Raw genomic sequence first — 26,377 nt, 5'->3', positions numbered from 1 at the left:
CATCCTGTGCATGGCAGTAGCGAACATGAGTAAATAAACAAGCGCTATTTTAGCCTGGTGAATTTAAGGAATTTGCGCTTCTTAAATTTTAGCACCCGGTTTAGGTAAGCAATAGGCTAAACGCAAGCGAGAAAAGCGGGTTCTATAAAAGACAGAAATAGGGTATTGTCAGCGTAATAGGGTAGTCTGCTGTACTACCCTATATGATGCCTGCACCTATTGCCATGCTGAAGTCTTCGAATCGTAGCTTGATAAAAACAAATCCTCCAATCAACATCAATTAAGCCAAGACGAGGGTTTGATTGATGTTAAGCTGCTCCACAAATGCACGGTCGTGCGATATAACCAATAAGGTGCCGCGATAATTTTTTATCGCTTGGGTTAATATTTCAATATTCTGTAAATCAAGGTTATTCGTTGGCTCATCGAGGATTATTAAATCTGGCGCTTCTTGTAATAGCGTCATGCAACACAGGATAAGCCTGAGTCGCTCGCCGCCACTTAGCTCGGCGACTTTTTTATTCCAGTGCTGTGGCGCGAACAGAAAGCGTTTTAAGCGGATATTAATTTCTGCCGGACTTAAGCCCTGTGTATTAAAATATTGCGCTTGTTCGTTTATCTGTAAATGCGGTTGAAGGATAGCATACTCCTGATCGATATATATCGCCTGCTTTACATAACGGTTGCAGCTCCCGCGGCTAGGCTGTAGCTTCCCCAGCAGTACCTGTATAAAAGTCGTTTTTCCGCTTCCATTTCCTCCTTGTATATGTATTCTGGAGCCAGTTTTTAGGGTTAAAGTTAAGTCCTTGCTCCACAGCAAACGATTTTCAGTATAGGCGTAGTTTACCGCCTCCAGCTCAAATAACGTTTTGCCCTGGTGAAGCGTAGCATGCGGAAAGTCCAGTTTCATTTTATCCAGGTCAGGAATACTATCACGTAATTGCTGTAAGTCGGCATGGATATTCGTAATTTTAGCTTGATGGACACCTTTGATTTTCGCTGAGCTATTTTCGGCACTGTTGCGCAGGGTATTCATCATAATGCGGGCGACGCCTTCTTTTTCTTTCTTTTTAGCCCCACGAGCATCCAGTTTCTGCTGCCTTTCTACGGTTTCACGTTCCTTTAACTTGGCCTTCCGTAGTTCGCGCTCCCTATTATCGATATCCTGAAGCAAACTTTGCGCTGCAATTTTTTTCTGTTCTTTATAAAACGTATAGTTTCCAGCATACCGATTACAACCATCCGCGGTAAGCTCCAGCGTATAGTTAACTAAATTTAAAAGCTCCCGATCATGACTAACCAGCAGGATAGTTTTGGTTGTATTTTCGATATACTTATACAACAATGCCCGGCTGTCACGATCCAAATGATTTGTAGGTTCATCCAATAGAATAAGAGGTGCCTCGTGGATCGCTATCCCCGCCAGGAAAGCTTTAGTCTTTTGGCCGCCACTTAAGGTCGCCAAAGGCTGCCAGATACCTACATCCTGTAAATCCCAGGCTGCTAAAGCCTGTTTACAGCGCTCCTCAATGGTCCAGTCATCGTTTAAGGTGTTATAATCATCCTCGTCTATACTACCCGCAAGAATATTTGCTAATGCCTTAAGTTTAGGTTCAACACCCAAAGCCTGTGCTAAAGACATCGCATTATACTGTCCGAAAATCTGAGGGACGTAATAATGCGATGCGTTGCGCTGTATGCGCCCCGTATCGGGTTGTAAATCTCCGTTAATAATACGCAGTAGGGTAGACTTACCTACGCCATTGTTGCCGACCAAGGAGACTTTATCGGAAGCATGTAATGAAAAACTGATATCTTGAAACAGTACATCCCGGTTAGGGAGTCTATAGCCAATAGATTCTAAAAAAAGCATGATTAGATTTCGTATAAAAAAATAGATGTAAATAAATTATAATAACCTGCACACCCAATCCTGTCGCATTGGGCAGAATTGTTTTAATCTCGATTAAATCTCTTTAATCCAGCTTAAGCATACCTGTAGTTAATTTTTATCTTACATCTATCTTTCTATATTAAAATCTATATATTAAAACAAGCCATAAAGCTCGGCTTCGATTTTTTGGATAATCTTACCTAAGTCTTCTGGGTTATTCGCAAAATCTAAGTGATCTTTATCCAGCACAAGAAGCTTGCCATCTTTATAGTTTTCGATCCATTTGTCGTATTTATCATTTAATTTCGATAAATAATCCAAGCGAATCCCCGTTTCATAATCACGACCACGCGTTTGTATATTATTTACCAGCGTAGGCACGGAAGCCTTAAGGTAAATTAATAAATCCGGAGCTTTAATATAATGCACAATACTCTGAAAAATATTGCTATAATTCTCAAAGTCGCGCGCACTCATTAAGCCCATATCATACAAGTTCTCGGCAAATATATAAGCATCCTCATAAATGGTACGATCTTGTATCATATTAATACCCTTATTCTGCAGGTCCACGATATGACGGAACCTACTATTTAAGAAGAAAATCTGTAGGTTGAACGACCAGCGTTTCATATCGCTATAAAAATCTTCCAGGTATGGATTATTTTCTACCGCTTCAAACTGAGGTTCAAAGTTTAAATGCTGTGCCAATAGTTTCGTAAGCGTAGTTTTACCGGCACCAATGTTTCCAACAATTGCTATATGCATATCTTAATCTAATACAATCTCTTAAGTCCCATAATTTCACGAACCTCCTTAATGGTTTTCTGCGCCGACGCCTGTGCCTTTTCGGCCCCCATTTTTAGGACCTTCTGTATATACGCATCATCCTTTTCGATTTCCAAAATACGGGAGCGCACCGGTTCGGTGGCGAGTACCATATCTTCAGCAAGTTGTTTTTTGAAATCACCATAGCGTATCGCACAGCTATTATACAAATCGTCGAAATGCGTTAACGTGTCTGCAGTAGATACCACCTTCATTAAGTCGAATAGGTTTTGCACAGCCTCGGGTTTTGTCTGGTTAGGCGCTGTAGGGCCAGCGTCAGACACGGCACGCATAATTTTTTTGCGGATTACCTCCGGGCTATCCGAAAGGTAAATACAGTCGGCCTCACCGTTCGATTTACCCATTTTCCCCTGTCCGCTAAGACCTGGAACTTTCACTAACTTCTCCGAATAGCTAAAGGCGAAGGCCTCTTGAAAGTATGCGGTATTATACAAGTGATTAAAGCGATTAGCAAAAGTACGTGTCATCTCTAAATGCTGCTCCTGATCTTTTCCTACAGGCACTTTCGTGCCGTGGTGAATTAAGATATCACAAGCCATAAGTACAGGGTACGTAAGCAAGCCCGCATTAACATTATCCGGATTCGAACGCACCTTATCTTTAAACGATGTAGAGCGTTCCAATTCCCCCATATAGGCGTTCATATTCATATACAAATACAACTCAGCCACCTCAGGAACGTCCGATTGCACATAAATCGTAGATTTCTCCGGATCAATGCCGGCAGCAAGATACTCTACCACTACATTACGAACCGTTGCCTGCAAATCTTGCGGCGTAGGGTGGGTCGTTAATGAATGTAAATCGGCTATAAAAAAGAAGCAGTTGTATTCATTTTGCATTTTCACAAAATTGCTCAACGCTCCGTAGTAATTTCCTAAATGTAATTTTCCGGTACTTCTGATACCACTCACAACAGTTTCCATAGGACGAAAGTAATGTTTTTTTTTTAATTAGTATAGCCTATTTAACTACTCGCTATGCTTTGCCTGCGTCCATAAGACATCCATTTCCTGCAGCGTCATATCCTGCAAGTTTTTATGGTTTTCTTTGGCCTTTTGTTCGAGATACATAAACCGACGGATAAATTTTTTATTGGTTTTTTCTAAAGCACTCTCCGGGTTAATACCGATATGGCGCGCATAGTTTATCAACGAAAATAGAAGGTCGCCAAACTCTTGCTCTGCTTTTTCTGCATTCAGAGCCTCGCTTTTTTCGATGTTAAATTCAGCCTTAAATTCGGCAAGCTCTTCTTCCACCTTATCCCAAACCTGTTTGGTATCCTCCCAATCGAAACCTACACCGCGAACTTTATCTTGAATACGGTAGGCCTTAACCAGGGCAGGTAATGATTTGGGCACACCCGCTAAAACCGAGGTATTTCCCTCTTTAAGTTTAAGTTGCTCCCAGTTACTTTTAACATCTTCAGCATCGTTCACCTGTACCTCAGCATAAATATGAGGATGGCGGTTAATAAGTTTATCACAAACGGTATTTAATACATCAACTATATCAAAAGCTTTTTCTTCCGACGCAATTTTGGCATAGAATACCAGGTGCATCATCAGGTCACCAAGTTCTTTTTTGATTTCTTCGGTATCGTTTTCTAAAATAGCATCTGCAAGCTCATACATCTCCTCGATAGTGAGATGACGTAACGTTTGCATGGTCTGTTTTCTATCCCATGGACAGTCTGTGCGTAGGGTATTCATCACCGTAAGTAACCTTTCAAAAGCTTCTTGGGCAGTATATTTCGGGGCTGGAATTTCGTGTGGCAATGGGGTTATAAATTAAAATTTTAAACACTGAATTAATTGTAGTGCTAAAGTTAGAAAGAAAACCACAAAAGACCGTGAAAAATAAAAAAGGAAATACTAGAAAGCCTTCCGTTTGTTGTTGCAACAACAGCAGCGTAAATTTTGTAGCGCCAAACTTTTTAAGCCTGTGGTTGTTCCTTTTTAAAAGATGGAGGAATGATTATGGAAACTATATTTAATTACGATTCGCCAAGTGTTGCCTTAGCTAAGTTAAAAGAAAAGGGGTATACTGTTGATTTTAATGTTGAATTTGACAGCATCAGTAATGCTGTTGATGAGTTTACAATAGACTATCTCTATCGTTATGAGGGCGCTACAGATCCTGGGGATGAGTCTACAGTTTATGGTATTCGCAACCTAAACACGGAGGAAAAAGGGGTTTTTGTGGCCGGAGATCTTTCTTTAATTGAAGGCCGAAAACGTGATATTATCGTACAGCTGGAAATCCGTTCGAAATCCTGAAACTTTCGGTAATAAAACCGGAGTACCGGCTAAATCTATTGTGGAATTGTTGGAATAAGAAAAAATTTAAGTCTACTAAATAAGAAGATTATTCTGTTGAATTAGGTCTAGACCTTCAGTAATTTGGTGCAACTACCTCTTTACGGATGGTTTAATAGATTAAAAATGTTAATTATTTATACGAATTAAAAAAAACTTTTCCACAATTTTATAAAATGTGAATTTACTATATTTTTATTTTTTCCTTTAGTTGGCTATCAAAAATGCAAATTATTGGGGTTGTTCTTTTTCTCTTTTGAAACAATTATAAATTAGTTTCATTAGCTACCATTATTAAGGTGTTAAAATGAAGTTGTCTTAATATTAAGTTTATGTTAACAGTTAAAAAATGTTAATTCTCTTATTAATTTTGCAGTCGATATAACTATCTTAAAAAAGAACATGAAAAAATCTTTACTTTTTTTCGCCTTGGTATTAGCCAGTTATGGTACAATCCAGGCACAAGTAACAACAAGTAGCATGAATGGGGTGGTCAAGGAGACTTCCGGACGTGTTACCGCTGGTGCGACTATTAAAGCGACCCACTTGCCTTCAGGAACCAAGTACACCGGTTCAGCGAACGCAGCGGGTCGTTTTAATTTAGCGGGCATGCGTGTGGGGGGGCCTTATACTGTTGAAGTAACGTATGTAGGGCAAAATCCTGTAGTATTCGAAGATGTCTACATTCAATTGGGGCAGCCTTTTGTTTTAAACCCTGTTTTTGGTGAAAATGCTAAGGCTATTGATGAGGTTACGATTTCGGCTGTAAAGAAAGGGCAGAGTTTAAAAACGGGTGCTGAATCTTTTATCTCCAGAAAGCAAATTGAAAGCTTGCCTACCGTATCCAGAAGTATTACAGATTTTACACGTTTAACACCACAGGCAGATGTAAAGGGCGGTTCTATTTCTATTGGTGGTAGTAATAACCGTTTTAACCAGTTTACTGTGGATGGTGCCGTTTCAAATGATGTTTTTGGTTTGAATGCAAATGGTATGAACGGTGGTGGTGCGAATACAAACCCTGTTTCTTTGGACGCTATTGAACAAATTACAGTTCAAATTGCTCCTTTTGATGTTCGTTCAAGTGGTTTTGCTGGTGGTGGTATCTCTGCTGTAACGCGCTCTGGAACCAATAAGGTAGAAGGGTCGGCTTACTATTACTTCAGAAACCAAGACCTTGCCGGTAAAACGCCTAAGTTTTTATTGAAAGATGGTACGGAGCCGACAAAATTGTCTAATTTCTCCGAAAAGCAGTATGGTTTTAGAATTGGCGGTCCGATTGTTAAAGATAAATTGTTCCTTTTTGTAAACTATGAAAAAACAGAGTCGAGTACGCCCTTAAGTTATCCGCTTGGAAACTCTACGTCTAACCTTAGTATAGCAGAAGCACAACGAGTATATGATATTGCTAAAAACAAATATGGCTATGATGCGGGTGAATTTCAAGATCTAACAAGTTCAAATAAATCTAATAAGATTTTTACGCGTTTAGACTGGAACATTAATTCGGTACACAAATTCTCTTTACGTTACGGGTATACAGAAGGGGATGATATTACCAACTTTCGAGGGGTTAATAGTTTAACTTTTTCGAACGGTGGTACTGTTAAAAAGTTTAGAAATAATACAGTAACAGCCGAATTAAACAGTAGATTTAACAATAGTTGGTCTAATAATTTAATTGTTGGCTACAATAGAGTTCGTGACAACCGTGCTTTTAATGGCGACTTATTCCCACGTGTAAACATTAGAACGGCAGAAAGTGGTACCTATAACTTAGGGACAGATGCGAATTCAAATGTAAATCAGTTAGATCAGGATATCCTTACTTTAACGAACAACTTAACATGGTATAAGGGTGTTCATACCCTAACATTTGGTACGCACAATGAGTTTTATAAAATGTACAACGGTTTCATTACGAACTCTAATGGTTCCTATTCATTTCTTGACTCCCCTGTGAATGATGTTAATCCTTTAACGGGTAAACCTTATACGGCAATCGAAAACTTCGAGCGTGGAAAAGCAGTTTCTATGAGTTACGGGTACAGTAACACCAATGACCCTCGTCAAGGTGCTAAGTTTAATGCGATGCAAGTAGGGTTTTATGTTCAGGACGAATACCAAATGCATGATAATTTAAAAATTACGGCAGGTTTACGGGTAGATGTTCCTATTCACTTGGATAAACCTATGGTAAATGATGATTTCAATAATTCTTTATTAGCCAAATTGTATGATGTACGTACCGATAGAATGCCGAAACCTGCGTTTATGTTTTCCCCACGTATTGGATTTAACTGGGATGTTAACAGCGACCGTTCTACAATTATCCGTGGTGGTTTAGGTATTTTCACGTCTAGATTCCCATTTGTATGGGCAGCAGGTGCCTTTACACAAAGTGGTGCTTTATTGGGTGGTAATAGCCTTGGTGATGGTAAAATATCTACCGTAGACTTTAATCCAGATCCATTGACGCAGCCTAAGTTTCAGGGTACTGTTTCGCCATCCGGTAATATCTCTGTATTGGCTAACAACTTAAAGCTACCTCAAATTGCAAGGTTCTCCGCAGGTGTAGATCAACAATTGCCTTTCGGTGTTAAGGGTACTTTAGAATTTATGTATTCTAAGAATTTATCAGCATTTAGATTTAAAGATATCAACTTAGAACGTCCAATTGGAACTTTACAAGGGGCAGATAATCGTGTTGTGTACGATGCTAACAACAATAATCGTCGTGTATTAGACAATTATACCGAGATTATTTATATCGATAACACCAATAATGGTGGGTATTCTTGGTCTACAACGGCATCTTTGGCTAAGAACTTCAATTTTGGCTTAAACGCTTCAGTTGCCTATACATATACCACCTCTAAGGATGTTATTTCTGGAGGATCGTCACAGAACCAATCCAACTACTACCGTGTTGCTTCGGTAAACGGGTCAAACGCTGCAACCTTAGCACACTCTCCATTTAGTACAGGTTCTAGAGTTTTAGGGGTTCTATCGTATACGAAAGATTACCTTAAAAACTTTGGTACGACCGTTTCCTTAGTCTATACAGGACAAAGCGGACCAAGATTCTCTTACATGGTAGGGGGTAACTTAATCGGTTATGCAAGTGACACTGGTAACCAATTCCAATTGATGTACATTCCAAAAGATAAATCTGAAATAACTTTTGTTCAGAGTGGTAATAAATCACCAGGCGATCAATGGAATGAGTTAAATGCATTTATTGAATCAGACGCTTACTTAAAATCGCGTAGAGGTAAGTATGCAGAGAGAAATGGTGCAAGAACACCTTTCAGTCATCAGTTTGATTTGAAGATTACACAAGACTTATTTACTAATATTGGTAAAAACAGAAATAAACTACAGTTATCCATCGATATTATGAATGTGGGTAACTTGATTAGTAGCAAGTGGGGTAAACAATATTCTGGATCTAACAGCTTCTGGGATAATAGTTTCAAACCGGTGAATTTTGCTGGTTACGAAAGCGGTACGTTGAAACCTACATACCGCATTAATAACCTGAATAATAATCAACCGTATTCTTATTTAGATGTTCCTTCAAGATGGACTGCACAAGTTGGTGTTCGTTATATCTTTAACTAAGAGCTTTAAGGAATACACATAAAAAATCCCCTCCGACTTTCGGAGGGGATTTTTTATTGATTATTAAAATTTTAAAAACCTTAAAAATTTGGTTTCAATAAGTACTTATCGTAGAAACGAGTGATATGCTCAACAGCCTCTTCGGCGGTATCTACCACACGGTAAAGTTTTAAATCTTCGGGCGAAATATACGCGTTGGCAAGCATGGTTTTTTCCACCCATTCCAACAGGCCACTCCAGTAGTCTGTACCTACCAAAACAATAGGGAAGCGTGCAATTTTACCCGTTTGGATTAAAGTGATGGCTTCAAACATCTCATCCATGGTGCCAAAACCACCCGGCATAACGATATACCCTTGCGAGTATTTCATAAACATGACCTTACGTACGAAGAAGTAGTTAAACTCCAAAATTTTGTCGCGATCGATGTATTTATTATGGAATTGCTCGTGTGGCAATTCTATATTTAAACCTACCGATTTACCACCCGCATTAAAAGCACCACGGTTTGCTGCCTCCATAATACCAGGGCCACCACCCGAAATTACACCATAACCTTTCTCGGCCAATAATTTTGCTATCTCTACCGTTAATTGATAATATTTATGGCTTTCCGGTGTACGTGCCGAACCGAAGATCGAAACACATGGGCCAATTTTGGCTAATTTTTCAAATCCATCAACAAACTCCGACATTATCTTAAAGATCTGCCATGAGTCTTTAACCTTTATTTCCTGCCATGTTTTATTGGCGAAAGAATTTCTAATTCTAGTTTCTCCTGTCATATAATCCAACTATATTTTTGATCATAAAGCACCCAATATAGTAAAATTTGTATGTTTTACAAGGAAATGCAAGTTATTTATAATGTCATTTTTTTTCCGAATGCCCTAAAGATTTTTCCGGATTTACGCGATCTCGTACTAACTGCTTCAATTCCTTTATTTCCGGGAAACGGCCCTCCCTTTTACGGTCGAACAAGATCTCCTCATCTACACGGACTTGAAACCTGCCACTTACCAAACTCGGCACGAGCGTAACGCCATATATATCTTCGGTAAAGGTGCTAAGCAGCTCTTGTGCCATGTAGGCAGCCCGTAACATCCAGCCACATTTGGGACAGTATTCTAAGGTTATCGTTTTCATATATCGGCAATAAAATATGTTTTATGTATTTAAAGGTATGGGTTATTGCGTGTCAACGCCAATTGTTAACTATCAATTAGCGACAACATAAACATTATTTTTGGATAGACGAAGTGATAAGAAGTAATAATATCAATTCGTATATCCTACATTTCAATTCTAATCTCTAATTTTGCAGCATGAATTTTTCCTCTAAGTTATTACAGCATGCTGTAGAAGAATTTGGTCGCTTGCCTGGTATAGGGAATAAAACGGCTTTACGTTTGGTGTTGCATTTGCTGAAACAGCAGGATGGCGAGGTTGCGCGATTTACGCAGGCTATAACGCAGCTAAAAGAACAAATTCAGTATTGTAAGGTTTGTTATAATATCTCCGATGAGGCAGTTTGCGAAATATGCACTTCTGTAAAACGCGATAAAACTACAATATGTGTTGTTGAAGATACACGCGATGTAATGGCCATAGAAAATACCAATCAATACCAAGGTGTTTACCATGTATTGGGCGGGCTCATTTCGCCGATGGATGGCGTTGGTCCTGCAGACCTCAAGATTGAGGGGCTTCTGGAACGGATCCGTCAGGGCGATATTAAGGAGGTTATTTTAGCCTTAAGTGCCACAATGGAAGGCGACACGACCATATTTTACATGTACCGGAAGTTGAAGGAATTTCATATCAGCGTCAGTACCATTGCGCGCGGTATTGCCTTTGGCGGCGAATTGGAATATGTAGACGAGATAACTTTGGGTCGATCTATTCTTACTCGGGTGCCTTATGAAAAAAATGTAGGCTAGGCCTTCATTTTGTCGATTACCCAGTAATAGGCAATACTCACAAAAAGCAATATTCCACCTGCAAGGCTCCATAATACGGTATAACCGTAATGTTCAGCGATGTAGGTGCCGAGGTAAGGCGAGAAGATATTTGCCGCAGCAAATGCCAAGGAGTTAAACCCCATATAAGCGCCTTGGCTGCTTTTATCCGCTCGATTGATCGATATAGTAGCCATAAAAGGTAGCGTAAGCATCTCCCCCGTAGAGAGCATAAACATGGCCAAATAAAGCCATATTATGCCGTAGTCAAGGTTCAGCATAAGGTAGGATACCCCCGCAATAGCTGTACCCCATAACATAATCTGCCGTACGCTGAAACGTTGTTCAGCACTATGTACCAGCACCATTTCAAAGAGCACAATAACAAAACCACTAAAGCCCAAGAGGAGCCCGGTCTCACTAGCATCCATTTTGTATATATCCTTATAAAACAAAGGTAAGGTGCTAATCAATTGAAAAAAGGCCATGGAAAATAAGCAGCAAAGTATATTAAATATAATAAAAAGGCCATCGGTATAGGCATTACGGCCCTTCACTGCGGTACCCGTGTCTTCAACCATAGGGCTTGGGCTAAGCTTAGTACGGCTATTTCCTTTTTTATTACGAAAGAAATATATAAATACAATAGCGGCGGCAGCAGCAGCAATTGCATTGCCATAAAATATCCAGTTGTACGATATCGTTGCCAAGAAACCACCCAAAGCAGGTCCAATCGAAAAGCCCAGGTTAACGGCCATACGATTTAAGGAATACGCTCGTGTAATATTTTCTGGTTTGGCATAACGTGCTACCGAAACAGAGTTGGCAGGTCGGAAGGTATCCGCTACTAAGGTCAGCAGAAATATCATGAAAGACAACCCTTCAAAGGTCCGGAATAAGGGTAACACCAGAAATAAAGGGATTACCAAAATCAAACTCCAGGTCTGTACAAGGAAATTACCATACCTGTCGGTCAATTTGCCACCAAGCCAGGATCCACACACCGACCCGAGGCCAAAACATCCTAAAACAAGACCGATCTGTGGCTTAGTGAAATTTAATTCCGACGACATATAAAAACCTAAAAAGGGTATTACCATTGAGCCGGTACGGTTAATAAGCATGACCAAGGCCAGGAGCCAAGCTGCAGGTGATAATCCTTTATAGGAATTTACATATAGTCGGAAGAATGTTTTCAATAGTATGACAATTTTACGCGCCGCAAAGATACACTTTATTAACCAATCATCTGCTCCATATGGTCACTAATCGTATAATTGTTGTAGGCTATAACACGTTTAGCCTTTGTTTTCGGGTGGAAAACAAAATCCAAACGGCCAAAGCGGGCACCGCCAAATCCTACTTGATTTATCAGGGTAATTTTACCATCCAGATTTTTAACTTCAGTAGGTTTATCCAAGAACGTATGTGTATGTCCTCCAATTATCAAATCGATATCTCTGGAGTTTGCCGCCAATTTAAGGTCCGAAATGGTGTCGTCCTGGTAGCTATAGCCCATATGCGACAAACAGATGATTAAGTCGCATTTCAATTCATTCTTTAGTTTGGGTACCAGGCGGTTGGTCACCTCCAATGGATCTAAGTAAACCATATCTTTATAATTATTCGGGTCTACCAGTCCTTCGATATTAACCCCCAAACCAAAGACACCCACACGAATGCTATCTTTCACAAATACCATATACTCCTTAGTCTTTCCGGCCAGTTTAGTTTTAGAAAAATCGTAGTTCGACGTTATAAAAGGAAAATTCGCCTTATCAAAATGTTTTAAGATGCCATCGATACCATTATCAAACTCATGGTTTCCGAAAGTCCCTGCATCATAGCCAAGCTTCGACATAAGCTCCAGTTCTACCTTACCATCAAACAGGTTAAAGTAGGGGGTACCCTGAAACATGTCACCGGCGTCAAAAAGTAAAACATTTTTCGCTTCGCTACGGATACTTTTAATTAACGTACTTCTGCGGGCCACGCCCCCTAATCCCTGAACTTTAGAGCCATCCATAGGAAACGGTTCAATGCGGCTATGCACATCATTGGTATGGAGAATAGTAAGCTTAATTTCTTTTGAAGAACCTGCAAAAGCAAAATTAGAAAAGGAGCCTAAGGTTGCCAAAGCACCCATTGCCCCAGCTGTTTTCAGAAATTTTCTTCTATTTAATAACTGTAACTCGTCCATCTAATTTGGTATTTATATTTTTTCCTGCTTTAGTTAACTCCTCCACATATTCAATAAGCCCTTCACGCACACGCGTAGCGGTATTGACACGTTTGATAGGGTGAAAAACCCCCTCCATATAATCGCCACCATTGGCCAGGTAATCGTAAGTTACCAGTTTATAGGTTGCATTAACATCTAATTCTTTCCCGTTAATTCGTATATCCGCTGGTTTATCACCCTTAATTTTTAAGGTGAAACCAGCGATAGGCTGCCCCTCAGTTTTAGCGATAAAATTTGCTAGGTTTATAATATCCTGTCCCGAAAGGGTCAATACGGTAATTGTATTTTCAAAAGGCATAATCTCGAACATGCTGCCCACGGTTACAGTGCCCTGTTTTAACTCCGAGCGAATGCCACCCTTTGTGGCTATAGCGATTTGTACTTCGGGATCTACCTTTTTACCAATGGCTAAAAGCGCATCGGCAAAGAAGTTGCCAGCCAGCGATTCGGCGTCGCTGCGGCTTTTACTGAGGAAATGTTCGGAATAGCCAATAGGTCTATTCATTTCACTTTCCATCTGCTGTTTAAAGGGGAGGTAATACTTTACTATGGTGCTATCCGTTTCAATTGTTGCGTTGATGGGGTAGATAGTTGCGGTACGCGAGCTGTTCAGATAAGTCGGGGTTTTACAGCTCGTGATACTTAATGCACCTAGTAGTAGAATGGATAATTTTTTTACTGTACACATATCACTTACATAATGTTGATGCGAAGCTAAGAAGAAATTTTTTGAATTAATAAATTCTTTTAATTTGGGATATGGATACCTGTGGAAGCATCAACCATATCCCAAAATATGCTGTGGTAGCAATTATAGGTCTAAACCTGCAATTTCGGCGATTTTTTTAGGGATATCTGTATTATCCAACTTCTGGTGGAATACCTCAGCACCCTGACCGATAGCATATACCGGGACATAGGCTGCGGAGTGGTCGTTTGAAGACCATGCTACACTGCCTATGCGATTTAATATGGCAATGCTTAGCGACGCAATCTTATCATCCGAGGCATATAACGATTTTGTAGTTTCATTGTGGTGGTTTACAAAACTTGTGGTATAAGCCTGGTGGATTTCTTTTTCATCATTCTCCGTCACAGCAATGGTAGTCCATAGCCCCGTATGGGTGCCCAAGAGCGTTTTTACATCTTCCCAAGCAGCATTTGGTTTTTCCGTACGCAACGCGGCAATTTTTTTTGAAAGCTCTCCTTGCGATATTTTTTGCTGTGCAAAGACCTGCGTTTTTAACGTAGAGCTACCATTTCCAATACCCAGGCCACCCGTTTCATGGTCTGCCGTTACGACTATTAACGTTTCATGCGGATGTTTTTTATAAAATTCGAATGCCAATTTTGCGGTTTCATTAAAGTCCAGCACCTCGTGTATTGTGGTTGCAGCGTCATTGGCATGCGACGACCAGTCGATCTTTCCACCCTCTACCATTAAGAAAAACCCTTTGCTGTTATTTGTTGTAAGTGCTTCAATAGCCGATTGGGTAATTTCAGCAAGGGTAAAATCACCCTTTTTATGGTCGATAGCAAATTTTAGGGCTTCCTTATCTGTTCCGTCTACATCCGTAAGGATAATTTTGTCTCCTTTATTTTTATGCTTTACAAAGGCTTGTCTGCCTTTGATAATTGTGTACCCTGCTTTTTCCAATTGTGGATAGATGGATGGCGCCTCCTTTTTATCATAGGTCGTATGCGGTTTTAGAAATCCTGATCCGGCGAAGAAGTCAAATTGGGAAGGGATAATATCTAAAGCAATTTCATAGTACATATTTCTATCTACCTTGTGTGCATAAAACGATGCTGGTGTAGCATGGTCTATGCTGACCGATGTCGCAATGCCAACTTTCCAGTCTTTTTCTTTGGCCGCGTAGGCTAAACTTTTTAAAGCAACCGTACCTGTACTGTCCATACCGATAACCCCATTTTTTGTTTTATGCCCTACCGCTAGTGCAGTGCCACCAGCCCCAGAGTCGGTAACGCCGTGCGATGCTGAATGTGTGGAGGCTAAACCCAGATAGGGGAACTGTGAAAATACAAGCGGCTGGTTGCCGATACGACCTTGTAAAGCGGCTAAATATATTTCCGTAAGATTCACCTGGTTGGTGCCCATGCCGTCGCCGATAAGGTAGAAGATATACTTGGGTTTCTGCGCAAATAATGGCGCAATACATACGAGGAGTAAGAAAACTAAACTCAGTGTTTTTTTGTTCATGGTATTGATACTAATATTTTGTGAAATAAAGGTAAGGCTCTACTGTTAACTTAATATTAATACTGAATTTGATGGGTGTAAAACAATTTAGTATTACACTTGTTGTTGGTAATATAAATGTTTCACTTAAATCTTAAATAAATGGAAAACAATTTGTTGAATGATATTAAGGCTTATTTTAACACCGATGTTATCGATAAGCTTAGTGCGCATATTGGCACCAGCAGTGAGCAGGTTCAAAAAGGCGTTGATCTGGCCGTGCCATCCCTGCTATTGGGGTTGCAAGGATCGGGGGAGAACGGACTGGCGACTTTTTTAAATAGCGCTAAACATCTTTTTGGATCGCTGAATTTAGGGGCATTAACAAGCAGTTATTTCGGTGCTCATGAGGGGGCTGATACGAAGCAGTTTGAAAGTGATAATCTGGTCGCTAATATTTTTGGTGATAAATTATCCGGAATTGTGGAATCTATAGGTGGATTTATAGGGTTGGATGCTGCGGCATTTAAAAAAATATTAGGCGCCAGTCTACCTGCCGTTATTGCGGGGCTTACGCACAAGGGAGCCAACTGGGATTTGGGACGTATAAAACAGAGCCTAGACGATAATAAAGCTTCTTTTGCTGCGGCCTTGCCGTCGACTTTAGGCTTGGGGATTTTCGGTTCGTTGTTTGCGAAAGCCGAAACACCAATAGAGCTGGAGCCGGCTCAGGTTACCGAGGTGCCCAAAGCTGTAGCAAAGGAACCTTATGTGCATAGCCGTGAGCAGGTAAAGGAGCGCACAAAGGGAGCAGGTATTTGGTGGATTCTTATTCCTTTGGTACTGCTTGCTGCTTGGTTTTTCTTTGGTAGGGGCTGTTCGGGTGCACAACATACGGATGGCACCGCTGTAGATACTGCCGGCACTGAAATTCGCGATACCATGGCGGGGGCTATACACTTGCACGATACCATCGCTGTAAAACGCGACTATGTGGATGTGAAATTGCCAAATGGCAGCACCGTGCGTGCCTATCCGTCGGGAATTGAAGACCGCTTAATTCAATTTTTGGAGTCGGATTATAAGACATTAAGTACCGAGCAGCTAAAAGATAAATGGTTTGACTTCGATAACCTTAATTTTGAAACGGGCACCGCTAATATTACCCAAGACAGTGAACAACAATTGCATAATATTGCAGCTATATTGGGGCTTTTTCCTGATGCTAAGATTAAAATCGGCGGCTACACCGATAAAACGGGCGACGAGGCTATTAACAAGAGGGTATCGCAGCAACGGGCAGACGCTGTAAAAGATTATTTAACGCGGCAGGGCCTGGGTAGCCAGGTTTTAGATGCAGAAGGTTATGGCTCTGAGTTTGCTACTGTCCCTTCTAATGCCACCGATCAGGAACGCGCTAAAGATCGTCGCGTGGCAATTAGCGTAAGGAAATAAAAAATGTCAAGAATTTCAATACCTTTGTAAGCATCCTTCCCTAAGAAGGGTGCTTTTTTGCTATGGACAATCGGATTAAAAGTCAGTTATCTACGGATTTCGAGAAATATATGATAAGCTTCTTTGCTACCTTTAAAAGATTTTCTTTGGAGGATTTCGGAACCTTTGCGGCGACGGTACTGAATCATAATATCAATAATCATATTATTGCAGCGAATGAAAAAAAAGAGGCAGCCTATTTTTTGGCTACCTTATATAATAAAGGCATTGGCAATAGGATTACAGAAGAGCATCTGCAACAGATTGCCGCCTTAATTGAGCAAGATTATACCGTAGATTTTGAAGTTTACAAGCGCATTTTCGGCTAATTAGACCACACCAGCTTTGCAATGTCATAGCCCGCTTGTTGGGCATAGCTAAGGTATTTCTCTTTAATGTTTTCGGGAATAGTTTGGGTACGGGATAGGATCCACATGTAATCTAGATTCTGCCCAAATACGAGCGCATACTCATAGTCGCCAGCGATATGCATTACATTATATGCCGCGTAAAATGGCCCGAAGAAGGAAACTTTTAAGGCTCCTTTATTGGGGCTGTCCACAAATTTTGCCTTTCCTTTTGCCGTTTTTTCTTTGTTGCTATGTACATGTATACCACGGTTTAAAACTTGGATGCTCCCGTCCTTATTTAACGTGTAGGTGGCTGTAACATCCTTCAGATTTTTCTCCCAATAGAAATCCAAACGTGCAATTTCATGCCATGTGCCTACATATTTTTCTACCACAAAATCTGCTACCACAGGAAGGTTGCTTTTAATGGGTTTCCAGATATTGTATATTACGGCTCCTGCAGCTGCTGCCGTTACTAATAATAAAGATTCTTTTCTGTTCATACGATTTTTTATTCTGCTTACCAGGTAAGGTCCTCCTCCTTTATAAATATATATAAATAAATATAAATCCTAAAGTCGGCCCACACCGTAAGCGTTGTATATGTTAATAAGTCAATTTAGTGCTTTTTTGTTTGCCGCTAATTGAAAACTTATAGCTGCTCCCCATGTTTCCAGCTTCCTGGTCCCTGGTAGTTAGGTGTTGTATAGTCTAAACTTTTTTGGAGCGATGGTTTTTTATTATCCAAAAGGGATGCCTGTTAAAGGATTGTCGAACTTTTGTGCCCGTTGTGATTCGATTCCTTACCGGCGTAAATGTTTTTTTATACTTTTGTACGCATATGTACGGACGAGAGGAAGCAAAACGTTTAAAAGAGGAGTTCTGGACGGCATTTGGACAGTATATGGTTCATGTGCCATCTGCAGATATGGAAAAGGTTAATTGGGTGAATTATAAAACAGGGATTAAACACTTGTTTTTTCGGATGGACGTAAGTAATAAAACGGCCAATATTCGCATTGAAATTGCGCACCCCGACGAGGGGATACGCCAGTTGATGTATGCCCAGTTTGTAGAAATGAAAACGGTATTAACCGATACGCTAGGGGAGGAATGGATCTGGGATGATGTTTATTACGACGAATATGGTAAGCCTAATGCCCGTATTAACCTGTCGTTGGCAAATGTTTCTGTTTTTCGGCAGTCTGATTGGCCGGCATTAATTTCTTTTTTTAAACCTCGTATTATTGCTTTGGATGAGTTTTGGTCTATGGCAAAGTATGCATTTGATATTTTTAAATAGTGAATATATGAAATCAAAATTTGGTATTTTAGGTCTTTGTTTAACAGTGATGTGCGTGTTAAACATAGAAAAGGCTGCGGCATGGGGCACTACAGGACATCGTGTGGTGGCCGAAATTGCAGATCGTCACCTTACTAAAAAGGCGCGTAAAAACATCCAAAAAATTATTGGTAACGAAAAATTAGCGTATTGGGCAAACTGGGCAGACTTTATCAAGTCGGATCCTGATCCGGTATTAAATACTACTGGATCCTGGCATTTTGTTAATACGGCATCGAACTTAAACTTTGAGCAATTTAAAGTGGCGCTTCAGGGTACTGGTGATAATAATTTGTATAAAGCCTATTTGCGCATAAAAAATGAAGCTAAGACCAATCGGAACCTTCCGTTGGAGAAAAAGAAGCAGGATTTATACTATATCATTCATATGTTTGGCGATGCGCACCAGCCGATGCACGTAAGTCGGGAGGAAGACCAAGGTGGAAACAAGGTGGAGGTAACTTATTTCGGTAGAAAAACTAACCTACACCGTGTTTGGGATAGCGAGCTTGTCGATGCTGAAAAGTATAGCTATACAGAGTATGCAGCCGTGTTAGATGTGTACAATGCGGCCAAATATAAAACCTATAAGGCAAGCTTTGAAGAGGTTTTATTTGAGTCGCATGAGCTGGCGAATAAGATCTATAAAGACGCGGAAAATAACGCTAACTTAAGTTACCGCTATAGCTACGATTACAAGTATATTATGGAGTCATGCTTACTTAAAGGTGGCATTCGTTTAGCCAACGAGCTCAATGAAATTTACGGTAAGTAGCCACGCAGGCACTATCTTAATTCCAAGATGCTCATGCTGACCATTATACCATTGGCGGCACCCGTTCTGGCATTTATACTGCGCACGTAGTCTACACGGAAAGGACGAAACTTTCCGAATCCGACCTTATCAAACCCTACCGTTACTTCCTGGTAGGGTTTTGTGTTTTTTGTTGATAGACCGTGGTAACCTACCACCGTTTGCCAGCCTAGGGCACGGATACCTGGGATTTTGTTGAGTATATAGCCTTTAAAATTATACGCGGTATGCCATTCTAAATACGCGTGGTTTGTGCTGTGGCTGTAATAGGGTAGGTTTAAGAAGCTGTTCAGGTTGCCGACTAATAGGTCCATGTGTGTGCGGTTTCCGTTGAAATGTTTATAATCGATAAAGGACATATTGGCACCATTAAAGAATGTCCCAGCCGATAAATGATACGCCCATACGCCCTTATTTCCTAAGGTTACATCCTGCTTGATGGACGCCATCACCTCCTGGTAATTGTAGTCTTTTATCGAGGCGCCAAAGCCTTGGCTGTAGGAAACCTGAATTTTTGGTGTTTTCGTGTCTTCCATTATATAATCGCGTTTTGGGAGGCGATCTATTTTGCTCTTAAAGCTAAAGTCAAATGCGAGGCTAACCTTCGTTAAATGGTGGTTTAAAAAAGGTGCGCTGTGGTAATCTGTGGCCGATAGGGGGTTGTTGGAGGGGTACTTGACCGGATTATCATCGGAGGTATATCGGGTAGCATTATAGAGGTTGCCCCGATCGAAATAACCGAGCTGTCCTTTTACCTTAATATCAGGATGCAAAAACTGGCTATATATAAGGTTAACATATGTGTTTTTATACAGCTGAATATAACTTCTGTCAAACAATAAATGCGCCAGCAAATTGGTATGGGGTAACGCCTGTAAATTTTCATTAAACATGCTGGCATCGACGCCGGTATTCAGTTGCAATGTAGCATAGTTTTTCGTGTTAAAGCGTTGTTTAATGCCCGTATTAACATACAGCTTTTGGTCGGCAAACCCATAGGTAAATGTACTACGCAGCTGGGTGTACTTACCTGCATCCGCTTTACCTATCGTAGCACCCAGGGATGTTTTTACAGTCCACCCCTGCACATAGTTGAACGATAGGTTCATCGGGTTCAACAAGGACTTGTAGTAGATACTGTAATTGCTTGCTGTATTTCGATACCGGTAACCGGTGAAGATTTGTAAGGGCGAAAAACGATTTGCTATCCGGTCCATCGAATCGATGTAGGCAGTGCTGCTATGTACGCGTTCTATACTATCCATACGTCGATAGTTCTGTTCCTCTGCTTGGCTTAGGGGTGTTTTCCGGTTTATAGACCAGTAAATGGAATCTTTTTTATTCGCATCGCTTACAAATTCGGCCAATACCTTTTCGTTGGTTTTGCGGAGCGTAGGGGCATAGTTGTAATTGCTGAAGTTCTGCGTGAAATGGCCTTTTAATTTGAAGCCTAATAGGCTGATGCGGACATCCAGGAGCTGCTGCTGTTTGGACCAGCGTTTATCTACATCGTGGTAGCTATATTGCTGTTTAATGCTGATGCTGTCCAGTACAGGTTGCGAAATACGCTTGCCTAAGAGTAGGAGGTCTGCAGCGTAAATCTCCCAGCTGTCTGCCACAATATAGACGGTTCCTTCAAATACAGGCTCACTGCTACGTTTGGGTTTTATTTTTAGTTGATGTATGGTTTGGCCCGCCTCTTCAAAACTTTGAAGAAGCGTAAAGGAATAGTAGGAAAAAGCCTGGTCAGCAATGGGGCTAATCACTGCGGCGCTGCCAAAGGAAAGGTAGTTGCGGTATAGGTCAAATTCGGAACCTCGGGCTCTGTTAAAGCTGAAACCATTGCTGTTGCCACTGGTTTTTGAGGCTACAATTTTTTCAATCAATGGCAGCGGGCGTTGTACCGTAAGTTGTGATACCGTTTCAGATAGATAAACAATGCCCGACCGGGTGCTATCCAAATCAAGATCTTCATCATCTAATTTTATACCCAGAATCTTCTTGGGGGTTTCTTGGGTCCAAAATGAGCCCTTAGCATAAAAATCTGCTGTATAGCTATCGTGCAGCGCAGCGTTTTTGTTGCGTTGTAGTATGGCTTTCCGTATTATATCGTCTGCAGGATTTGTCTTTCTTCCGATAAACACCTCCTCCAGGTCTACGGCCTCTGCCGTTAATATTACCTGTAGGTCTACGGGTAAATCACCTGCATAAACATGAATTGTTTTACTTTTATAGCCTAGTGATTTAATTCTTAGGGTATAGCGTTCAGCTGCTGGTGCTTTAATTTCAAAATATCCCGACGTATTGCTGGAGGTGCCCAGGTAGCTGTTTTCAATGGATATGCTTACCGATTGTAGGGGTCTACCGGTATTATCGCGTATTGTGCCTTTAATTTGTGCAGACAGCGCAAGGCTAAAAAATACTAAATGGAGGAGAAGAAATAATTTCATATTTGGGTTAATCGTGCTGGTAGCGAAGATACTTGATAATTGCTTTTTTTTAAAGGATTTTAACTTTAATTAGCACACTGCCCTAACCCGGGCGCTGTTATGGAAGAAATTACTGTGCCTTGCCTTTGCAATGCCTCGCTTGAATACCAGCCTAAAATGGCCTCTATAGCTATAAATAAACGGCTTAGCCTGCGAATCGCCGTTTTTGTTTGAACCGTATAATTTCCAAATTTTAGCTTTAAAATTAATACAAAATTGTACCTTTGCATCATGTCTGAAAAAATAATAATCCTTGATTTTGGTTCGCAATATACCCAGTTAATCGCGCGTCGTGTTCGCGAGTTAAATGTGTATTGTGAAATCCATCCTTTTAATAAAGTTCCAGAATTTGATGCCACTGTAAAAGGTGTAATCCTTTCGGGTAGCCCGTACTCTGTGCGTCAGGAAGATGCCCCACAAATAGATTACAGCGCTATACAGGCGAAATTTCCTTTGCTGGGGGTATGTTATGGTGCGCAATATATTGCACAAACGAGCGGTGGCGAGGTATTGCCATCCGAAATCCGTGAGTATGGCAGAGCCAACTTACAGTTTGTAAATACGGATAACACTTTGTTGAAGGGGGTACCGGTGGAATCGCAGGTATGGATGTCGCACGGCGATACCATAAAAGCGGTGCCTGCAGGATTTAATATTATTGCCAGTACAGATAAAGTTAAGGTAGCAGCTTACCATATTGAAGGTACAAAAACGTATGGTATACAGTTTCACCCTGAAGTTACGCACAGTACGGATGGTCAGTTGTTGTTGAAAAACTTTGTAATTGATATCTGTGGCTGTTCGCAGGACTGGACATCAGCATCGTTTGTGGAGACTACTGTGGCTGAATTGAAACAGCAATTGGCCGACGATTATGTTATTATGGCGCTTTCAGGTGGCGTTGACTCGACGGTTGCTGCAGTGTTGTTACATCAGGCTATTGGCGAACGTTTACATTGTTTCTTTGTTGACCATGGTTTATTGCGTAAGGATGAGTTTGAACAGGTGTTGGACTCGTACAAAAACATGGGCTTAAATATTAAAGGTGTTAATGCCAAGGATCTGTTCTTTGAGAAGTTGAAGGGTGTTTCCGAGCCAGAGCAAAAACGTAAAATTATTGGTGCTGCATTTATCGATGTTTTCGATCAGGCATCTAAGGATATTCAGAAGGAGTTACCGGATGGGGTAGAGGCAAAATGGTTAGGTCAAGGAACGATCTATCCGGATATTATTGAGTCTATTTCGGTTAAAGGCCCTTCAGCAACGATCAAATCTCACCATAATGTGGGTGGTTTACCAGACTACATGAAGTTGCAGGTTATCGAGCCGTTGAAAACTTTATTTAAGGATGAAGTTCGTCGCGTTGGAAAGACTTTAAACGTGGATGCCAATATTTTAAATAGACATCCATTCCCTGGTCCTGGTTTAGGAATTCGTATTTTGGGCGACATTACGGAAGATAAGGTACGAATTTTGCAGGAAGCAGATGATATATATATCCGTAACTTAAAGGAATCGGGTTGGTATGATAAGGTATGGCAGGCAGGAACGATATTCTTGCCCGTACAATCGGTAGGCGTCATGGGCGATGAGCGTACGTATGAGCATGTGGTAGCACTACGTGCTGTGGGTTCATTAGACGGTATGACTGCAGATTGGATTCACCTTCCTTATGACTTGCTAGCAAAGATTTCCAATGAAATAATTAATCATGTTAAAGGAATCAACAGAGTTGTTTACGACATCAGTTCAAAACCACCAGCAACCATTGAGTGGGAATAGTAAATTGAAGAAATCATCTTTCTTTTTCGCATTAGCTGTTGCTTTGGGTGTATCTGCGTGTACACCCAAAGCAGGAGCCCTGCGTTCGCCAGTTTATAAAGGTAATGTGGGTGGTGCCACCAAAGAGGTGGATAAAGGGGCTGCCACAGAACATAATAACGCGGTTAATACGAATGCCAAAAACAGAAAAAATTTAGCGCGTAATATTTCTTTGGTATTGCCCTTTCAGCTGGATCAGGTTACGCCGAAGGCGATTTCGGATAAGGACGTCAAACGTGCTGCCTTAGCGTTAGATTTTTATCAGGGCTTTCAGCTGGGCTTGGAAGAGTTGGCACAAAAAGGTGGTAGTTATAACCTGAATGTTTTGGACTCGCGTGATAATGCAAATTACAGTGCTTCTGTAGCGTTATCTTCGGAAGTGGGCGAATCGGGCTTAGTGGTAGGTCCGGTATATCCTTCGGAGATAAAGGCCTTTGGCGCAGCGTTGGAGGATAAAAATACCTTGCAGATTAATCCCTTGGCTGCGACTATGCCTACCGAGTTTAATCTTCCTAATTTGGTATCTTTGACGCCGCCGATAGTGGCGCATAGCAATGCGATTGCAGCGAAGGTAGCGCGGACCTTTATTTCGGGTGATATTATTATCGTATATCAGACCGCAGATAACGATAGTAAGCAGTTTTTAACAGATATGCTCGCTACCATTAAACAGCATAAGAATACGGTTAATATTATTACGGTGTCTACTTTAGCGCAGCTGAACGAGAAACTGTCTGTTACCGGATCGAATATTATTGTGTCGGGAACTACAGATAAAACGCAGTTAAACGCTTTGTTAACAAATCTTACCAAAAAATATAACGAGTCTTATTATACCATTAAATTGTTTGGACATCCACTTTGGGATAGGTTTGATTTTTCAAACTACAGCAATTTTTCTTCTTTTACGCCTGTTATTAGTTCCGAGAGTAATGTAAAAAACTGGACTAGCGCAGTGAAAACTTTTAAGCAGAAGTATAGTGGTACCTTTGGCATTACGGCTTCAGATCATGCTTTTAAAGGCTACGATGCAGCCCTTTATTTTGGTGGATTGATGAATAAGTATGGGGTGGATAAAATTAAGGATAAGCTTACTGCTGAGCCTTATAATGGTATTTTTAGTAATTATAAATTTACCTTCAACGAGAAATGGGGTTTTAGCAACGAAGCGGTTTCTTTTAAGGAGTTCCGTAATGGTGCTTTTCAATTGCAATAAAATTATATGAGTATAAACGAGAGGCGCGTAGGGCAGCAAATTAGAAATTTTGAACGTGCCCTGCAGGGGTATCGTGCGAGCGAGCCTTTATCGCGTTATTTAACACGTTTTTATAAAGAAAATAAACAGATGGGGTCATCCGATAGACGGATGACCTCCCGTTTTTGTTACAACTACTTTCGACTGGGCAACGCGGCGAATAATTTATCGCTTATCGATAGGTTGAAACTGGCAGAGTATTTGTGCGAGCTGTCTTCTGATTTGCTGGTTTGTTATGAGGCGGAATTAGCGGCTACGATAGCCTTGGATATTTCGCAAAAGATGGAAATTGCCCGGACAAGGTTTGCTGTCGATTTTAATGCTTTATTTCCCTTTATTGACCGCCTTTCGCCTGCCGTAGATAGGGAATTGTTTATTCAAGGGTGTTTTGTACAGCCGCATCTTTTTATCCGTATTAAGCGCGGAGCGGAGGATGAGCTGCGTAATGCTTTGGACCATGCTAATATTCCATATACTGTGCTGTCAGCACAGACATTGGCCTTGCCGAATGGTACAAATTTGCAGCAGTTAAAAGCCTTGGCGGGTAGCTATGAAGTACAAGACCTGTCGTCGCAGTATACGGGCACTTTTTTTTCTGCCCTACCTGCTGAACGCTGGTGGGATGCCTGCGCCGCTTCGGGGGGCAAGGCTTTAATGTTTCTAGATCGTAACCCCAAGACTAATTTACTGGTGTCAGACATCCGTCTGTCTATCTTACGTAATTTGGATGAGCGTTTTGAGCAGGCCAAGATTAAACAGCCGTACCGAAAAAAGGTGCTGGATCTTTCGCATCCGGTATCGGATATATTGGGCAACGAAAAGTTCGATGGTATTATTTTAGATGCTCCATGTTCGGGTTCCGGAACCTGGGGGCGTACGCCAGAGATGATGGCGCATTTTTCTGCAGAGAAGCTTGCGGAGTTTTCGGCCTTACAAAAGAAGATTGCATCGAATGTAATTGCGCACCTTAAGCCGGGTAAACCTTTAATTTATATTACCTGCTCGGTGTATAGCGATGAAAATGAATCGGTGGTAGAATTTATAGCCCAGAAATATGGGTTACAGATACAGCATAGTGAGCTTATAAAGGGGTATGATAAGCAGGCTGATAGCATGTTTGTTGCTGTTTTAATCCAGCAATAATACGGCAAGCAGCTATAGCGATAAACCGTTACCGGTGGAGAGCTATAGCTGCTTGTTTCTTTTTAATCCTCCATTTTACTTGGTATTACCAAAACGGGGCAATGTGCTTTACGTATTACTGATTCGGAAACGCTGCCCGATAGAAAGTGTTCAAAACCTGTTTTCCCATTGGTGCCCAAGATTAATAAATCCGTAGACCATTCCTGGGCTACTTGCAATATTTCTTCGCGTATACTTCCAATTCGGGTGAAGGTAAAAATTTCTTTCGCTGAAGCAAAATTTGGCGCCAAACGGTCCAGGTATTCCTGCGCCGAGCTTAGCTGTATTTCCGATACCTCGGGCACCACAATGGGCTGCTGCCCCAGTAGCGGGTCGGCTCCATAACTTGCAGGCGATGTAGGCGGAACTACCGTAATAAGCGCAATGGAGGTCTCTCCATCTACAATTAAATTTTTTGCATATTCCATCACTTGCAAGGAGCAAGGGGTGTCGTCTAATGCGACCAGTATGCGTTTAAATTTTGAATATGCCATAATTTTTTAGTTTATTAAAAGTATCTTCGCTTGTAAAAACAAGAGGGGCTA

At 41.0% G+C, this 26,377-nt stretch carries 23 protein-coding genes; 10 read left to right on the top strand and 13 right to left on the bottom strand.

Features of this window, described 5'->3' with window-relative positions:
* Nucleotides 1-280: 280 nt before the first annotated feature.
* From ACL9RF_RS05785 to mazG, 4 genes are all read right to left on the bottom strand, one after another.
* Nucleotides 281-1,873, bottom strand: a complete 1,593-nt coding sequence (locus tag ACL9RF_RS05785) for an ABC-F family ATP-binding cassette domain-containing protein (RefSeq protein ID WP_422799651.1) — start codon at nucleotides 1,871-1,873, stop codon at nucleotides 281-283.
* A gap of 174 nt (nucleotides 1,874-2,047) precedes the next feature.
* Complete coding sequence (locus ACL9RF_RS05780; protein ID WP_422799650.1) at nucleotides 2,048-2,662, bottom strand: deoxynucleoside kinase; 615 nt, start codon at nucleotides 2,660-2,662, stop codon at nucleotides 2,048-2,050.
* Nucleotides 2,663-2,670: 8 nt separating this feature from the next.
* On the bottom strand, nucleotides 2,671-3,669 hold the full coding sequence (gene trpS / locus ACL9RF_RS05775; RefSeq protein ID WP_422799649.1) for a tryptophan--tRNA ligase: 999 nt from the start codon (nucleotides 3,667-3,669) through the stop codon (nucleotides 2,671-2,673).
* Between the two features lie 45 nt (nucleotides 3,670-3,714).
* Nucleotides 3,715-4,521, bottom strand: a complete 807-nt coding sequence (gene mazG, locus ACL9RF_RS05770; protein WP_422799648.1) for a nucleoside triphosphate pyrophosphohydrolase — start codon at nucleotides 4,519-4,521, stop codon at nucleotides 3,715-3,717.
* A 201-nt stretch (nucleotides 4,522-4,722) separates the two neighbouring features.
* Between mazG and ACL9RF_RS05765 the strand changes: the two genes are divergently transcribed.
* Both ACL9RF_RS05765 and ACL9RF_RS05760 read left to right on the top strand, forming a co-directional pair.
* On the top strand, nucleotides 4,723-5,022 hold the full coding sequence (locus ACL9RF_RS05765) for a hypothetical protein (protein WP_422799647.1): 300 nt from the start codon (nucleotides 4,723-4,725) through the stop codon (nucleotides 5,020-5,022).
* Nucleotides 5,023-5,463: 441 nt separating this feature from the next.
* Nucleotides 5,464-8,685 carry a TonB-dependent receptor gene (locus ACL9RF_RS05760; RefSeq protein ID WP_422799646.1) on the top strand — a complete coding sequence of 1,074 codons (3,222 nt, stop codon included), beginning with the start codon at nucleotides 5,464-5,466 and terminating at the stop codon, nucleotides 8,683-8,685.
* An 80-nt stretch (nucleotides 8,686-8,765) separates the two neighbouring features.
* Here ACL9RF_RS05760 and ACL9RF_RS05755 read toward each other — a convergent pair whose 3' ends face one another.
* Both ACL9RF_RS05755 and ACL9RF_RS05750 read right to left on the bottom strand, forming a co-directional pair.
* Entirely contained in the window at nucleotides 8,766-9,470 is a 705-nt protein-coding gene (locus ACL9RF_RS05755; RefSeq protein WP_422799645.1) for a TIGR00730 family Rossman fold protein, read from the bottom strand.
* An 85-nt stretch (nucleotides 9,471-9,555) separates the two neighbouring features.
* Nucleotides 9,556-9,831, bottom strand: a complete 276-nt coding sequence (locus ACL9RF_RS05750) for a SelT/SelW/SelH family protein (RefSeq protein ID WP_422799644.1) — start codon at nucleotides 9,829-9,831, stop codon at nucleotides 9,556-9,558.
* Nucleotides 9,832-10,010: 179 nt separating this feature from the next.
* Between ACL9RF_RS05750 and recR the strand changes: the two genes are divergently transcribed.
* Nucleotides 10,011-10,625, top strand: coding sequence for a recombination mediator RecR (recR, locus tag ACL9RF_RS05745; protein WP_422799643.1), 615 nt, complete (start codon nucleotides 10,011-10,013; stop codon nucleotides 10,623-10,625).
* Here recR and ACL9RF_RS05740 read toward each other — a convergent pair.
* The 4 genes from ACL9RF_RS05740 to ACL9RF_RS05725 all read right to left on the bottom strand — a co-directional run bounded on the left by ACL9RF_RS05740 (nucleotide 10,622) and on the right by ACL9RF_RS05725 (nucleotide 15,106).
* A complete protein-coding gene (locus tag ACL9RF_RS05740) occupies nucleotides 10,622-11,842 on the bottom strand; it encodes an MFS transporter (protein WP_422799642.1) in 1,221 nt (406 codons plus the stop codon). The two genes, recR and ACL9RF_RS05740, sit on opposite strands and share 4 nt — an antisense overlap.
* Before the next feature lie 38 nt (nucleotides 11,843-11,880).
* Nucleotides 11,881-12,843: a metallophosphoesterase gene (locus tag ACL9RF_RS05735; protein WP_422799641.1), complete on the bottom strand. Its 963-nt coding sequence runs from the start codon at nucleotides 12,841-12,843 to the stop codon at nucleotides 11,881-11,883.
* Nucleotides 12,818-13,573 (bottom strand): 5'-nucleotidase C-terminal domain-containing protein, encoded by a 756-nt coding sequence (locus ACL9RF_RS05730; protein ID WP_422799640.1) that lies wholly within the window; start codon nucleotides 13,571-13,573, stop codon nucleotides 12,818-12,820. Before ACL9RF_RS05730 ends, ACL9RF_RS05735 begins: the two co-directional genes overlap by 26 nt.
* A gap of 123 nt (nucleotides 13,574-13,696) precedes the next feature.
* Nucleotides 13,697-15,106, bottom strand: a complete 1,410-nt coding sequence (locus ACL9RF_RS05725; protein ID WP_422799639.1) for an alkaline phosphatase — start codon at nucleotides 15,104-15,106, stop codon at nucleotides 13,697-13,699.
* Between the two features lie 141 nt (nucleotides 15,107-15,247).
* Between ACL9RF_RS05725 and ACL9RF_RS05720 the strand changes: the two genes are divergently transcribed.
* Both ACL9RF_RS05720 and ACL9RF_RS05715 read left to right on the top strand, forming a co-directional pair.
* Nucleotides 15,248-16,540 (top strand): OmpA family protein, encoded by a 1,293-nt coding sequence (locus ACL9RF_RS05720; RefSeq protein ID WP_422799638.1) that lies wholly within the window; start codon nucleotides 15,248-15,250, stop codon nucleotides 16,538-16,540.
* A 62-nt stretch (nucleotides 16,541-16,602) separates the two neighbouring features.
* Nucleotides 16,603-16,908, top strand: coding sequence for a hypothetical protein (locus ACL9RF_RS05715; protein WP_422799637.1), 306 nt, complete (start codon nucleotides 16,603-16,605; stop codon nucleotides 16,906-16,908).
* Here the strand turns inward: ACL9RF_RS05715 and ACL9RF_RS05710 are convergent.
* A complete protein-coding gene (locus tag ACL9RF_RS05710) occupies nucleotides 16,905-17,432 on the bottom strand; it encodes a lipocalin family protein (protein ID WP_422799636.1) in 528 nt (175 codons plus the stop codon). The two genes, ACL9RF_RS05715 and ACL9RF_RS05710, sit on opposite strands and share 4 nt — an antisense overlap.
* A 338-nt stretch (nucleotides 17,433-17,770) precedes the next feature.
* On the opposite strand from ACL9RF_RS05710, the gene ACL9RF_RS05705 reads away from it, so the two are divergent.
* Entirely contained in the window at nucleotides 17,771-18,232 is a 462-nt protein-coding gene (locus tag ACL9RF_RS05705) for a DUF4268 domain-containing protein (protein ID WP_422799635.1), read from the top strand.
* A 7-nt stretch (nucleotides 18,233-18,239) separates the two neighbouring features.
* Nucleotides 18,240-19,046 (top strand): S1/P1 nuclease, encoded by an 807-nt coding sequence (locus ACL9RF_RS05700; RefSeq protein ID WP_422799634.1) that lies wholly within the window; start codon nucleotides 18,240-18,242, stop codon nucleotides 19,044-19,046.
* An 11-nt stretch (nucleotides 19,047-19,057) separates the two neighbouring features.
* On the opposite strand, the gene ACL9RF_RS05695 is transcribed toward ACL9RF_RS05700, so the two are convergent.
* A complete protein-coding gene (locus ACL9RF_RS05695) occupies nucleotides 19,058-21,535 on the bottom strand; it encodes a DUF5686 and carboxypeptidase regulatory-like domain-containing protein (protein ID WP_422799633.1) in 2,478 nt (825 codons plus the stop codon).
* A 255-nt stretch (nucleotides 21,536-21,790) separates the two neighbouring features.
* Here ACL9RF_RS05695 and guaA point away from each other — a divergent pair, with 255 nt between their 5' ends.
* Genes guaA through ACL9RF_RS05680 form a run of 3 tightly spaced genes read left to right on the top strand, consistent with a single transcriptional unit; the run spans nucleotide 21,791 to nucleotide 25,793 of the window.
* Nucleotides 21,791-23,356 (top strand): glutamine-hydrolyzing GMP synthase, encoded by a 1,566-nt coding sequence (gene guaA / locus ACL9RF_RS05690; protein ID WP_422799632.1) that lies wholly within the window; start codon nucleotides 21,791-21,793, stop codon nucleotides 23,354-23,356.
* Nucleotides 23,286-24,611 (top strand): ABC transporter substrate-binding protein, encoded by a 1,326-nt coding sequence (locus ACL9RF_RS05685; protein ID WP_422799631.1) that lies wholly within the window; start codon nucleotides 23,286-23,288, stop codon nucleotides 24,609-24,611. Before guaA ends, ACL9RF_RS05685 begins: the two co-directional genes overlap by 71 nt.
* A 6-nt stretch (nucleotides 24,612-24,617) precedes the next feature.
* Nucleotides 24,618-25,793: an RsmB/NOP family class I SAM-dependent RNA methyltransferase gene (locus tag ACL9RF_RS05680; protein ID WP_422799630.1), complete on the top strand. Its 1,176-nt coding sequence runs from the start codon at nucleotides 24,618-24,620 to the stop codon at nucleotides 25,791-25,793.
* Nucleotides 25,794-25,855: 62 nt separating this feature from the next.
* Here the strand turns inward: ACL9RF_RS05680 and ACL9RF_RS05675 are convergent, their stop codons facing one another.
* Nucleotides 25,856-26,326, bottom strand: a complete 471-nt coding sequence (locus ACL9RF_RS05675) for a universal stress protein (protein ID WP_422799629.1) — start codon at nucleotides 26,324-26,326, stop codon at nucleotides 25,856-25,858.
* Between the last annotated feature and the right edge of the window lie 51 nt (nucleotides 26,327-26,377).

Source organism: Sphingobacterium sp. Mn56C (genome assembly GCF_049319645.1).
Classification (GTDB): Bacteria; Bacteroidota; Bacteroidia; order Sphingobacteriales; family Sphingobacteriaceae; genus Sphingobacterium.
The sequence above is the reverse complement of the archived record's forward strand: the minus strand, read 5'-3'. Positions and strand labels throughout refer to the sequence as shown.